The 12,757-nt window shown below is 65.8% G+C and carries 9 protein-coding genes; all 9 read right to left on the bottom strand.

The window, feature by feature from the left end:
- Positions 1–42 precede the first annotated feature (42 nt).
- The 9 genes from AB1A62_RS15725 to AB1A62_RS15685 all read right to left on the bottom strand — a co-directional run bounded on the left by AB1A62_RS15725 (position 43) and on the right by AB1A62_RS15685 (position 12,715).
- Entirely contained in the window at positions 43–882 is an 840-nt protein-coding gene (locus AB1A62_RS15725; RefSeq protein ID WP_366662405.1) for a sugar phosphate isomerase/epimerase family protein, read from the bottom strand.
- On the bottom strand, positions 879–2,180 hold the full coding sequence (locus tag AB1A62_RS15720) for a DUF6005 family protein (RefSeq protein ID WP_366662404.1): 1,302 nt from the start codon (positions 2,178–2,180) through the stop codon (positions 879–881). The genes AB1A62_RS15725 and AB1A62_RS15720 overlap by 4 nt, the downstream gene beginning before the upstream one ends.
- Positions 2,177–3,409, bottom strand: a complete 1,233-nt coding sequence (locus AB1A62_RS15715; protein ID WP_366662403.1) for an AMP-binding protein — start codon at positions 3,407–3,409, stop codon at positions 2,177–2,179. The genes AB1A62_RS15720 and AB1A62_RS15715 overlap by 4 nt, the downstream gene beginning before the upstream one ends.
- A gap of 5 nt (positions 3,410–3,414) precedes the next feature.
- The gene (locus AB1A62_RS15710; protein ID WP_366662402.1) at positions 3,415–5,127 is read right to left on the bottom strand and encodes an IucA/IucC family protein; all 1,713 of its coding nucleotides are present in this window, start codon (positions 5,125–5,127) and stop codon (positions 3,415–3,417) included.
- A complete protein-coding gene (locus AB1A62_RS15705; protein WP_366662401.1) occupies positions 5,114–6,883 on the bottom strand; it encodes an IucA/IucC family protein in 1,770 nt (589 codons plus the stop codon). Before AB1A62_RS15705 ends, AB1A62_RS15710 begins: the two co-directional genes overlap by 14 nt.
- A gap of 309 nt (positions 6,884–7,192) precedes the next feature.
- Positions 7,193–9,175, bottom strand: coding sequence for a TonB-dependent receptor (locus AB1A62_RS15700; RefSeq protein WP_366662400.1), 1,983 nt, complete (start codon positions 9,173–9,175; stop codon positions 7,193–7,195).
- 190 nt (positions 9,176–9,365) lie between these two features.
- Positions 9,366–10,226 carry an agmatinase gene (gene speB, locus AB1A62_RS15695; RefSeq protein ID WP_366662399.1) on the bottom strand — a complete coding sequence of 287 codons (861 nt, stop codon included), beginning with the start codon at positions 10,224–10,226 and terminating at the stop codon, positions 9,366–9,368.
- Positions 10,223–11,395, bottom strand: a complete 1,173-nt coding sequence (locus tag AB1A62_RS15690) for a carboxynorspermidine decarboxylase (protein WP_366662397.1) — start codon at positions 11,393–11,395, stop codon at positions 10,223–10,225. The genes speB and AB1A62_RS15690 overlap by 4 nt, the downstream gene beginning before the upstream one ends.
- Before the next feature lie 108 nt (positions 11,396–11,503).
- Complete coding sequence (locus AB1A62_RS15685; RefSeq protein ID WP_366662396.1) at positions 11,504–12,715, bottom strand: saccharopine dehydrogenase family protein; 1,212 nt, start codon at positions 12,713–12,715, stop codon at positions 11,504–11,506.
- Positions 12,716–12,757 lie beyond the last annotated feature (42 nt).

Below are 12,757 nucleotides of genomic sequence, written 5' to 3'. Positions count from 1 at the left end.
TGGCAGGCGCTCCGGGTGTCTTTCCGGGACAGGGGAGGCTGTTCAGACCGCTTCTGCGGTCTTGGGCGTTTCCTTCCGGGTTCGGGCGCGGATCCGGGCAATATCGCTTTTCAGGGTCTGGAAAACCGCGTCGCCGAACCACTCCAGCGAGGCTTCGCACCCTGGATCTGCGGACATGGCGGCCAGCAGCCGGGAGTAGTCATAGGCGCCTTCGAACAGCGGCACCATGCCGTCGCGGCTGCCTGCGGCGCTGTAGACGTTGCCGGGGGCGAAGACCCCGAGCCGGTCGCGGGCGGAGACGTTTTTCAGGTGGTAATGGGCGATGCGGGGCAGGAGGATGCGGCGGGCCTCCACCGGGTCGTCGCCGCCTTCCCAGACGTGCAGCGCGTCGAAGTTGATGGCGAGCGCGTCGTGGGCGGTGGCGTCGATCAGATCGCAGGTGGCGGCCAGCGTGTCGGCCAGGGTGCCGGGGTGGGTCTCCACCAGCAGGCGCAGCCCGTGATCCGCGGCGATGACGCAGGCCTCGCGCAGGGCGCGGGTGGTCTGGCGGCGCTCGTCCGGGGTGGCCTCGGCGCTGGACTGCTGGCCTGCGAAGGTGCGCATCTTCGCGGCGCCCCAGGTCCGGGCCTGTGCGCAGAGCGCTAGTGTGCGGTCGCGCAGAAGATCCGGGTCATGCAGCGGCAGGTAGTCGCTGATCATCGGCACCGACAGGCCTTGGGCGGCCATCCACTGGGCGTTGTGAATGGCCAGCGGCGACTGGTTGCGGGCGTGCACGCCCCACAGCTCAATCCCCTGAAACCCATTGTCGCGGGCCCAGAAGGCGATGTCCTTGAGCCCGATCAACTGGTGGCGGAACGAGATGGTGCATAGGGATATCTTCATGCTGGAACCTCCTGCGGCTGGGAGCTGGCTGGGGGACTGGCCTGAAGAATGGCCTGCGCTGGCAGGTTGGTGGCGCACCAAGTGTCAAACTGGGCCTTGAGCGCCAATTTGATGGTGAATTCGAGCTGGTCCAGCGCATCCAGCGCCGCGAACAGGTCGGGGATCATGCTGCGGTCAGTGGTGTGTGCGATGCGGGCGGCCAGGAAATGCAGGCTGCGGAAGCCCTCGCAGAGCGCCTCCACACGGTCGCATTCGGCGTCGAAGGGTTCAAACGCGGTGCCGAGCTCCTGCCAGAAGAAGGCAAAGGCGTGCTCATAGGCGTATTTGCGCAAGGAAAGCACCGGCATTTCCCGCACCGCGCGGCCGAGGTCGGCCAGCGCTAGCGGCCGGGCGGGGTTGCAGTGGTACTCAAAAATCCGCCGCAGGGCGGAGGTCAGCAGGTTGTCCTCCGCGCGGAAGGTTTCGGTGAAGTAGTCGGCCAGATCCTGCGCTTGCGGTGCCTGCGCATTGCCGCTGTTCAGGATGTATCCGCCCGCCACGGTGGGCTGCGCCATCGCATTGAGGATGGTTTCGCGCGGCAGGTCGCCGCGCCAGCGGTAGTCCGGATCGTATAGATGCCAGAGGTCCGGGTCCTCCGTCAGCTCAATGATGACGTAATGCGGGAAGGGGTTCTGGTTGTACTTGTTCTCGCGCTCCGGCAGGTGGAACATATCGAGGAAGACCACCAGCTGCTCGTCGTCGGATTTGGTTGAGAGCAGCTGTTCGAAGCGGATCAGGTTCTGCTCCTTGCTCTGGCCGTGGTCGTACCATTCGCGCACCGGAATGCTGTAGAGCCGCTCGACCCAAGCCGCGAAGTGGTCCTGGGTGATCTCCTCGCTGTGGTAGGCGAGCTGCATCGACGGCGTCACCGCAAAGCTGCTGTCCCAGGTGCCGAAGTAGAACGGGCGGAAGTTCAGGTGCTCATGGCGGCGGATCGCGGCGCAGAGGCAGCTGACAAAGCAATGCACGGTGATCTCGCTGGGGGCGGGAGCGGTGTCTGCCTGCGGCGCGGGGTCTTCGCTCAGCAGCATCCGGATCAGCCCGTCGACGGTAGCGAAATCGCTCTTGGAAAGCTCGCGTTCGGGCATCTCGATGCCATGATCCGTCTCCAGGTGCAGCATCAGGTTGATGAGGATCACCGAGTCGATGTGCAGGTCGTCGTTCAGCACGGCCTGGGCGCTGAAATTCTGCATATGCGGGTTGGCGAGCGGTCCGGCGAGGGTCTGGCGGATGGCCTCGAGGATATGGTCGTAGGTCATGCGTCTGCAGTCTCCGGTGTGTACTGGGCCGAGATCTCGCGGCGGCTGATCTTGCCGTTGGCCTGGCGGGGCAGGGCGGGCAGCTGCCGGATCAGGGCGGGCTGCTGGTAGTCCGCAAGCGCTGCGCGGCAGGCCTGGCGGATGGTGTCTTCACTGGCGGTGCCGGCATACAAGAGGCCCGCGCGGGCGCCAGAATGCGGGTCGGGCAGGCGGAAAGCGACGGCATCCGTCACGCCGGGCAGGGCCATGACGGTTTTCTCGATGTCCTGCGGATAGACGTTGAGGCCTGCGACATTGATCAGGTCATCGGCGCGGGCGGTGAAGACCAGCATGCCGGTATCACTCAGGCAGCCGAGGTCGCCGGTGTCGATTGTCTGCCCGGCGATGGTGATGCGGACTGCGTGCGGGGTGCCGGTCCGGCCTGCGGTCAGGGTCACATGCGGCAGCGGCTTGCCGACGTCATAGGGGTTTTGCAGGTCCTGATTGATCGCGACGCAGCCGGCCTCCGAACAGCCGTATTGCTGGAACAGATGGGTGGTGCGGGCGCGGATCGCTTGGAACCAGGCATCCGGCAGGACGGTGCCGGAGGTGTTGGCGGCGTAGAGCCGCTGGTCCGCGGGCAGGAGGCGGGCCAGCGTGTGCAGCATCGCGGGCGAGGTGTAAAGCAGCGGCTGATCGGTCTCGCGCAGGCGGCGCAGGATGTACTTGGGGTTCAGGCTGTCGAGCACCACTGGCACATGGCCGCGGTGCAGCGCCACGAAAACGCCGGCAATCAGCCCGTAGGAATGGGTGACGGGGCAGGCGATCACCGGCGTCATCGCGGCGCTGGCGGTGAAGAAGGCGGCGTAGCTTTCGACCTCGGCTGCGATTTCAGCCCAGGTGCGGGTGATCACCTTGGCGGCGCCGGTGGTGCCGGAGCTCATCTGCACCAGCACGTCGCCGCGCGGGGCGGTGCCGGCTTGCGGCAGGGCGGTCTGTTTCAGCCCGTCGGTGAGCATCACGTCGCAGCCCGCGGCCTGCGCCATTTCGCGGGCGGTTTCCGGCGGGATGCCCGGGTGGATCGGGAAGACGCCGGCGCCTTGCGCGCGCAGGTACAGCAACGCCGAGAGCGCGGTGCCTGCGTTCTGCATGTGCAGGCCGTAGCGGTGGGTTGCGGGGTCCGTCAGCACGCGGTCAAGCCGCGCGGCGAGGTCCGAGGGGTCGATAGTTGTGTCGTTCAGAACAAACATGTCTGTCATCCTTTTCCGGTGGCCAGGGCGTTGGCGATCAGGTGGCCGTGCTGCGGCCTGTCGGGGTCGATCTTGCGGGTGATCAGGCTTTCGGCGCGGATCTGCGGGGTGAAGGGGGCAAAGGCCGCCTGCCGGTCCTGCATCCCGTGTTCGGCGGCATAGCGCTCCAGACGGGTACGGACGCGGCGCCAGAAGGTGGCCTCTGCCAAGCCGTAATGGCGCTGCAAAAGGTCCGAGAGGTCGGCGAGGTTGAAGACAAACAGCGTGTCCATCACCAGCCAGCGCAGCTCCTCAGGCCCGGACATGCGGTGGAATTTGTCCGGCGGTGCGTTCCTGTAGGCCGGATCTATGCGCGAGAGGTCCGGGCAGAGATCCGGATGCGACAGCAGCTCCGGCACGTATTCCAGGCTTTCGTGGAAATCGCGGGCAATCAGGCCGGTTGGCCAGCCGTTTTCATGGCGCAGGATCAGGTTTTGGCCATGCGCCTCCAGCCCGATGCCGTGCGCGACCATCAGGTGCCAGACGGGCAGCACCGCGACCTCGATCAGCCGGGCGAGCCAGGCTTCCAAGCCGTGGGTTTCTATCCAAGGGGCGATCAGGGGGGTGCCGTCGGGCTCGGTCAGGGCGAGGCCGTTGAACGGCATCATGCTGTCGGCGGGCAGGCCGAGGGATTCCGGGCTTTGCCGCCAGATCGCGGCCAGATGCCCGTCCAGCGCGGTGCCGCGGCCGGCGGTGATGGCGGCGTATTCCGGCAGGATGGTCAGCGGGTAGCGGCTCGTGAACAGCGGGTCGCTGTCCAGCACTTCGGCCAGCCATTTGGAGATGGCGGGGGCGACGGCGACCGATTCCGGCGCGAGGGTGCGCAGCGAGGAGGTGTTGCGCATCGCCATCGCGGTTTTCACATGGGCGCGGGTGGGGTCCGAGGCGTTCATCAGGGTGCGGACCGACTGGGTGGCGCGGTAGGGGGCGCCGATGGGGCCGATCTCTGCCAGCTGGCCTGTGTCGCGCCATTGTTTGTAGAGCGAGTCGGATTGCAGTTTGGCGTGCTGCCACGGGTGCAGGGGCAGCAGGTGGAAGGCGCCGGGCGGGGCGCTATTCGCCTCTGCCAATCCGGTGATGCGCTGCCACTCTTCCTGGCCCAGCTCCTGTGCCCAGAAGTCTGCGCGCGGCAGTTCCTGCTGCACCAGAGACTGGTGGAACAGCACGCCGGTCAGGCGGAAGGTTTTGCCGCCCTCCGGCCCGTAGGCGAGGTGGTCGGCGTCGGAAAATCCGCTGCGGGCCTTGTAGCAGGGGTGGTAGGGGTGGCCCTCGTGGAGGGCGGTTTCCAGGGCGGAGATGCCCATGCGGTGCCGCCGGGTTGCGGCGGGGATGTGCAGCGCGGTCAGGTCGCTGAGGTGCTCAGTGTGCCGAAGGTCGGCGCGCAGGATGTCCAGCGCGGGCGAAGGTTCTCCCACCGCAGCCAGCAAGTCTTCGGTGGTGGCGGAGCGCCATGTGCGGCCCATCCGGACCTCGATGCTGCCCTCCTGCAGCCGGTAGCGGCCAAAGGCGCCGCGGCGGCCGCGGGCGCGGAACTGGGTCTGGCGCAGCATCCAGCTGACAGTCTGGCTGCGGTCCAGTTGCAGCGATGCGGCCCAGCCTTCGCACAGAAGCGCCTCACACAGCTGGCGCAGCACGCGGGGGGCGGATGTGGCGCGGCTCAGGGTCTCATGCAGGGACATCGGCGCGCTCCGGCACGGGCTGCGGCTGCACCGCGGAAATTGGGTTCGGCATTTGCAGGAACAGCCCCTCCTGGCCTGCGGTCTCCAGCTCATCTACGTTGCAGGCGCGGGTCAGCAGGTTGGCCTTGGCGCTGAGCGCGGGCGCGGTCAAAAGATACTGGGCGAAACCTGCCCCGGCGCCGCTGAGACGGCTGGCGGCCAAGGTCAAGCGGCGGCGCAGCTGCAGCAGCAGCGCGGGCTCCGGCACCAGCCCGTCGCAGCCGAGGCGGCGGATCACCGCGAAGATCTGATTGATCACCAGGTAATAGGCCATCCGCTCATTGATGTGGGCGCGCGGGTAGACCAGCGCGGGCTGATCGGCCAGCGACGGTTCCAGCGCGCTGAGGCGGGGCAGGGCGTCCTCGGCGATGAAATAGCCCTGGTTGTCGCGGTAATAGCCGCGTGACGGCAGGCCGGTGCTGAGGTCCAGAAGGCTGTTCTGCTGATGCGCCTCCAGCGCGATGCCGTGGCGGTCGTAAAGGTGCAGCACCGGATCGAGCATGCAGGTGAGATAAGCCTCGAACCAGAGAAGGGCGGCATCCGCCGGTGTCCCGCCGCGCTCTGCGGCGAGCCGCTGGATCAGGCTGGCGAGCAGCGCGGTGCGGCCCGGCAGCGGGTCGGCGGTGAGGGCGGCGAGGTTGTAGATGCCCTGGCCCGCCGCACCCATGAAGGGGTTGTCGCGGAAGATCACCTCAAACCCGCTTTCGCTTTGGCCGGGCAGGGTCAGGGTCAGATAGGCCGGGTCGTTGAGGATGCGGAAACGGGGGCTGCCGGCGTCCAGATGGTGCAGCAGCCGGGCCATGGAAACGCCGGTTTCCAGCTCATTGTGCTTGGTCACGCGCAGGGAGTTGGTCAGCCGCACCGGAACCGAGAATTTCAGCATCCAGGGGCTATCCGGCGCATAAAGCGTGCGCAGCGAGGAGGTGGCGGCGAAAGGGCACCCTGCTTCACCGAGATCGCGCAACCGGCCCGTGGCCAGCAGGGCCTGCACCTCCGGGTCGAGCCGCAGCATCTGCGCCTGCAGCGGGTGGGCGGGGATCAGCACTTCGCCGGGGTTCAGACCGAAGGCGCCTTCAATGCCGGGGATCTGGCGGAGCATCTCTGCGGCGGGCTGATGGGCGGAGCCTTGGGTGACGATACTGCTGTCCGCGGCAAAGAAGATGAGGCGGAATTGCCCCGCGTATTCAGGGGCATAGGCCATTTGTTGCCAGTCGGTCAGGCCGTCGCGGCTTTTTGGCGTGGGGTGCAGCCAGTGGCCGAAGGCGAGTGCCTGTTCGGCAGCCAGGAAGCTGTCCGGGTCCGGAACGTCCGCATGGTGCCGCAGGTTCTGCTCAACCCCGGCGTTGCTGTTGAAGAGGCCGCGCAGGAATTCCGGCAGCTGGCCCGCATCGCGGCTGTTGAGCCGCGCAAAACATTCCTGCGCGATCAGGGTCAGGACCTGAACGGGGGGCGCGGAGTGCCAGGTGCTGGACGTGTCAAACTGGATCTGCGCCGGGCCGAAACGGTGCGGGCCGGTGTCGGAGAAATAGGTGATCCGTACCCGCAGCCGGGCGGGGATGTGGCTGAGCGGGATTTCCACTGCATCGCGCGCGGCAGCCAGCACGGCGCTGTTGGGGGCCATTTCACGCAGATAGGTGTTGAGGAGCGCCTGCAGGGAGGCGGCCTGCGCTGCAGTGGCGGCGCAGGGGGCAGGATGAAGGGTCTGCTGAAGGCTCATCGCGGGCCTCCCGTCGGGGAGGGGGCAGGGGCGGGGTGCATGGGTTTTGGTCTTCCCGTAGCCGTGCCGCGGCACACACGGACCCCGGCGGTGCCGGGCCGTCGGGCCGGGTCAGTTTTCGACAAGAACTAGCGGGATAGCTGGCTGCGGAGCGGCGCGGGCAAAAGGCTGGGCGCCGGCTGTGAAAGTGATTTCACGCCCCGTACTTAGCCTGTGCGGCGGGGCGGGGAAAGGGATTTCTTACTGTTTTACTTTGATTTGCGGTGCCCGGCGGAGAACCGCCGGATACCGCGGGCGCCAAAGACGGGTTCAGAACTTGAGCGTGGCAACAACCGAGATGTTGCGGCCCGGTTCGTTGAAGGCGGTGATCGTGTCGGACGTGTATTCGGTGCCATAGGTGGCGCGGTCGGCGTAGGTCTTGTCGAACACGTTGTCGATTGCGGCCCGGATGGTCAGGTTGCCGAGCGACGGCGGGCTGTATTCGGCAAAGAGGTTCAGCACCCCGTAGCCCGGCTGCTCCTGAGTGTAGCTCTCATAGACATTGTTGTCGTTTGACAGCGCCGCCTCGACGCTGCCGCCGACCAGCAGGTTCATGGTGGGGATTTCCTGCTGCACCTCGAACGCCAGCACCTTGCCGATCGGAGTGCCGGAATCGACCAGGAAGAAGCTTTCCGCCGGGCCGCCGTTGAAGGAGACATCGCTGTTGTTCATGGTGAAGCGGGCGAAGCCGCTGTCCCAGCCGTAGGTGGCGGCGATGTTGAAGCCTTTGCTCTCGAAGTCATTGGTGACGACGCTGCTGCCTGAGACGCCGCGGACGTTGTCGATGCTGGTCTTGAACAGCTCGCCGCCCAGGGTCCAGTTGCCGCGCTGCCAGTCGGCGCCGACGACGATGTTCCTGGCGCGGGAGGACTGCAGGTTCGAATAATCCCAGGTCTGGTAGAACAGGAAGTTGTCCTCCAGGTCGTAGCCGCCGAAGACGTTGGAGTAGCCGGCCCGCAGCGACAGGGAGGCGGTCAGATCATAAACCACCGATAGGTTGCCGCTTGCGCCGGAGGTTGAGCCGGTGAAGGCGGTGCCGGACTGGGCGAAATCCTGGCCGGTAAAGTCCTGCCAGTCATAGCGCAGGCCGCCCGAGAGGCTGAGACGGTCGGTGGGTTCCAGCCGGGCCTGGGCGAAGATGCCGAGGTTCTTACTTTCCTCGCCGGTTGTGCCGTTGGTCCAGGTTGCGTTAACCGTGCTTTCGCGGACCTGGTAGTCGACACCGGCGGTGATGGTGTTGCTGTCGGACAGATGGAAGTCGTTCTGCAGAGTCAGCGAGTAGGTGTTGGAGCTGGTCGCGGTGGAATCGCCGAACGGGTCGCTGGGGCGGTCGACGTTGATTTCCGAGAAGCCGAGGGTCGCGGACGGATCCCACAGGCCGGTCTCATTGCCGCTTTCATAGCGCAGCGAGGCGATGCGGCGTTTGGTGTAATAGGGTGCAAAGCCGCGGCTGCTGGCACCGAAGTTGGGCTGGAAGTTGCGGATTTCATTGTCCTGTACTTCCTGCAGCGACAGTTCGATCCGGTCGCCCTCGTCGCCTTCATAAGCGAATTTCAACAGGCCCGCGGTCAGGTTCGCGCCGGAGCCGGTAACCTCGACGCCGTCGCCGTCCTCGAAATTGTCGCCGGTGGAGCGCTTGGCATAGCCGAGGATTTCAAAGCCGCCGCTGCGACCCGCAAGCGTCAGCGAGCCCTGGGCGGTGTTGCCGTTGCTGGAATAGGACAGACGCGACTGGCCGCCGAAGGTTTCGCCGTCTTCGATGATGTCCTCGGCGTCGATGGTTTCCATCACCACCCGGCCGGCCAGCGCGCGGGGGCCGGCATCGGCGGGGGCAACGCCAGGGTCGACGCGCACCGACTTCATCAGGCCGGGGTCGAAGGCGTTGGCGCTGACGTGGTGGAAGGTGCGGTTGTTCTGGCTGACGCCGTCCACCTGCACCGCTAGGTTCAGCATATCGACGCCGTTGACGAAGATCTTCTGCGCGATCGGAATGCCGCCGCCGACGGAGACCGAGGCGATGCCCGCAAACAGGTCCTTGAGGTCGCCCATTGCGGCGCGTTCGATCTCGGCGTCGGCCACATAGATCGAGGTTGCGCGGTCGGCGGCGTTGCCGATGGGGTCGCGCTGTTTGACCACGATCGGGTCGAGCGACAGGACCTCGTCTTCCTCTGCCAGGGCAGCGGAGGCGGTGACGAGTGAAAGCGCGGTGCTGCAAAGCAGCCCGGACAGGCGGATGCTGGAAGTTCGTGCCATGATAAACCCGTGTTCTTGGAGCTGTTAGCTTGGGGTCATCCTGGCTTGCCTTTTCAAAGGCTTGGGCCTGATAGGGAGGGTTCACGCCGGGCGCAAGGGGGTATTGTTGAGTAAATTAGTTTGTTATGCGCTGTTGCAGTTTTGCCGCGCTTGGGGCGGCCGGGTGCAGATTTCCCCGGCCGCGGGAGCGTTACTTGGCCGCTGCGAAGGACATCAGCGCATAGGTGATCTGGGCGGTGGTGAACTCCGACACCCGGCTGTCCTCGGTGGGGGCCAGCTCCACCACGTCGCAGCCCGCGAGGTTACGGCCTGCCAGCGCGGAGCGCACGATGTTGAGCGCCTGATAATAGCCGAGGCCGCCGGGCACCGGGGTGCCGGTGGCGGGCAGGATCGCCGGGTCCAGCCCGTCGACGTCAAAGCTGACGTAAACGTCCTGCGGGAAATCCTCGGGCAGGGTGACGGACTGGATGTTGCCGGTGACCAGATCCTCTGCGTCGATGGAGATCACGTTGCAGGCGGCGCGGCGGTCGACCTCCTCCTGGCTCATGGCGCGGACGCCGTATTGGGCGATGCGGATGCCATCCTCCTCGGCCAGCAGCTGCATGACAGAGGCGTGGGAGTGGCGCTCATTCTGATAGGCCTTGCGCAGGTCGGCGTGGGCGTCGATCTGGACGATGCCGACGGGGCGGCCCAATGCGCGCGCCACACCGCGCACAGCGCCGTAGCTGAGCGCGTGTTCGCCGCCTAGTGTCACCGGCACTGCGCCTGCGGCCACAGCGGCCTCGGTGCGGGCGGCGATGCGCTCCATCACCTGGGGCAGGGGGCCGGTGCAGTCGACGGCTTCTTCGGTCACGATGCCGGCAGCGCAGGGTTCTGCGTCGCGGTAGAGGCGTTCCAGCTCAACGCTGGCCTCAAGAATGGCCTCCGGGCCGCCCTCTGTGCCGCCGCCGTAGGAGACGGTGCGCTCCAGCGGCACCAGGATCACCCGGAAGCGGGCGGTGGCGGGATCGCGTTCGGCGTCGCTCAGTTCGCCTTCGAGGAAGTAGGTCATGACAGGCGGTCCTTGAAATCGTCATAGGAGGGGGTGCGCAGGAGTTTCAGCGCGTCGCTTTCGGAATTCCACAGCGCAATCGCGGGCAGGGGAACGCCGTTGAAGGTGTTGGTCTTGACCATCGAGTAATGCGACTGGTCGAGGAAGGCGATGCGGTCGCCGGGCTGCGGCGGGGTGGCAAAGCCGTAATCGCCGATCACGTCGCCCGCCAGGCAGGACGGGCCGCCCAGGCGGTGCGGCGGCACGTCTGAGACTTCGCCCAGAAGGTCCGGGCGGTAGGGGGCCTCAATCACGTCGGGCATGTGGCATGTGGCGGAGATATCGGTGATCGCCAGCGGCATGGCGTTTTCGGCTACGTCCAGGATCTCGCCCACCAGAATGCCGGAATGCAGCGCCACGGCCTCGCCCGGTTCGATGAAGACCTCAACATCGTAGGTTTCGCGGATGTGGCGGATCAGGGCGATCAGCCCGTCGCGGTTGTAGTCCGGCATGGTGATGTGGTGGCCGCCGCCGAGGTTGATCCATTTGAGCTGCTTGAGGCGGTCGCCCATCTTCTCTTCCAGTGCGGCAAAGGTGCGCTGCAGCGGTTCGAACAGCTGTTCGCAGAGCGTGTGCATATGCAGGCCCTCGACGCCCTCCCAGTCCTGTTCTGTCAACTGGGATACCGGCGTGCCGAGGCGCGAGCAGGGGGCGGTGGGGTCGTATTTCTCGTTCCAGCCTTCGGAATGCTCCGGGTTCACGCGCAGGCCGATGGAGATGGTTTCGCCGCTTGAGCGGGCTTCGGCGATCAGCGGCGCAAAACGGCGGTGCTGGGCCGGGGAGTTGAAAATCAGATGATCCGACAGGCGGATGATCTCCGGCAGATCCTCGGCCTTGAAGCCCGCGGAATAGGTGGTGACCTCGCCGCCGAATTCCTCGCGCGCCAGCCGCGCCTCGTAAAGGCCGGAGGCGCAGGTGCCGGACAGGTAGCGCCGTACCAGGGGGGCGACGGCAAACATCGAAAACGCCTTGAGTGCCAGGAGGACGTTGGCGCCGGAGGCATCCGCGACCTGTTTCAGGATCGTCAGGTTGCGCTCGACCGCGACCTCATCCACGACAAAACAGGGGGAGGGCACACGGTGCAGGTCGAAGCGGGCAAAGCTTTCGGTGGAGAGCGCTTTGATGTCCATGGCGGGGTCTTTCGTTGCGGCGGGAACGGAAAGGGCCGGCTTCTGATGAAACCAGCCCGTTTTGTCAGCCGCGGGCAGAGGATGCCGGCAGCCGGTTTCTTTGAGTGCTTAGAACTCCGGGTGGCCGTCCAGTTCGACCACCTGCCAGGGCAGGCCGTCGGTGTTCAGCATGTCCATGAAGGCATCCGGGTCCAGCTGTTCGGTGTTCCACACGCCCGGCTCGCGCCAGGTGCCGTTCATCACCATCGCGGCACCGATCATGGCAGGCACGCCGGTGGTATAGGCCACCGCCTGGCTGCCGACCTCGGCGTAGCATTCCTCGTGGTCGCAGATGTTGTAGATGTAATAGGTCTTCTCTGCGCCGCCGTCCTTGGCCGGGCCGGTGATGATGTCGCCGATGCAGGTCTTGCCCTTGGTCAGTTCACCCAGTTCAGAGGGATCCGGCAGCACGGTTTTCAGGAACTGCAGCGGGATGATTTCCTGGCCGTTGTGGATCACCGGCTCGATGCTGGTCATGCCGATGTTCTGCAGCACGGTGACGTGGTTGATGTAGGCATCGCCGAAAGTCATCCAGAAGCGGGCGCGCTCGATCTCCGGGAAGTGGGTCGACAGAGACTCCAGCTCCTCGTGGTACATCAGGTACATGTTCTTCTTGCCGACGGCGGGGAAGTCGAACTCGTACTTGTGGGTCATCGCCGGGGATTCGATCCAGGCGCCGTTTTCCCAGTGGCGGGCCGGGGCGGTCACTTCGCGGATGTTGATTTCCGGGTTGAAGTTGGTGGCGAACGGCTTGCTGTTGTCGCCGCCGTTGCAGTCCAGCACGTCGATCAGGCGGATGCCCTCCAGTTTGTGCTTGCGCACCCAGGTCGCCATGATCGAGGTGACGCCCGGATCGAAACCGGCGCCCAGGATCGCGGTGAGGCCCGCTTCCTTGAAGCGCTCCTGATAGGCCCACTGCCATTTGTATTCGAACTTGGCCTCGTCCTCGGGCTCGTAGTTGGCGGTGTCGAGGTAGTGAATGCCGGCCTCAAGGCAGGCGTCCATCAGCACCAGGTCCTGATAGGGCAGGGCCAGGTTGACCAGCAGCTCGGCGCCGGTTTCCTTGATCAGCGCCACGGTGTCGGCGACCTTCATCGCGTCCAGCTGCGCGGTGCGGATGGTGACGCCGGTGCGTTCCTTGACGTTGGCGGCGATGTCTTCGCATTTGGAGACCGTGCGGCTGGCCAGGGTGATCTCCTTAAAGATCTCCGGGTGCATGGCCATTTTTGTGACAGTGACGGATCCGACGCCGCCGGCGCCAACAACCAGAACCTTTTCCATATGTTTGTTCCTTTGCAGAAGGGGCCAAGGCCCCGGTGTTCC

The sequence above is a fragment of the Leisingera sp. JC11 genome, from assembly GCF_040704725.1.
In the GTDB taxonomy this organism is placed as follows: domain Bacteria; phylum Pseudomonadota; class Alphaproteobacteria; order Rhodobacterales; family Rhodobacteraceae; genus Leisingera.
This window is presented reverse-complemented; position numbering and strand designations above follow the sequence as displayed.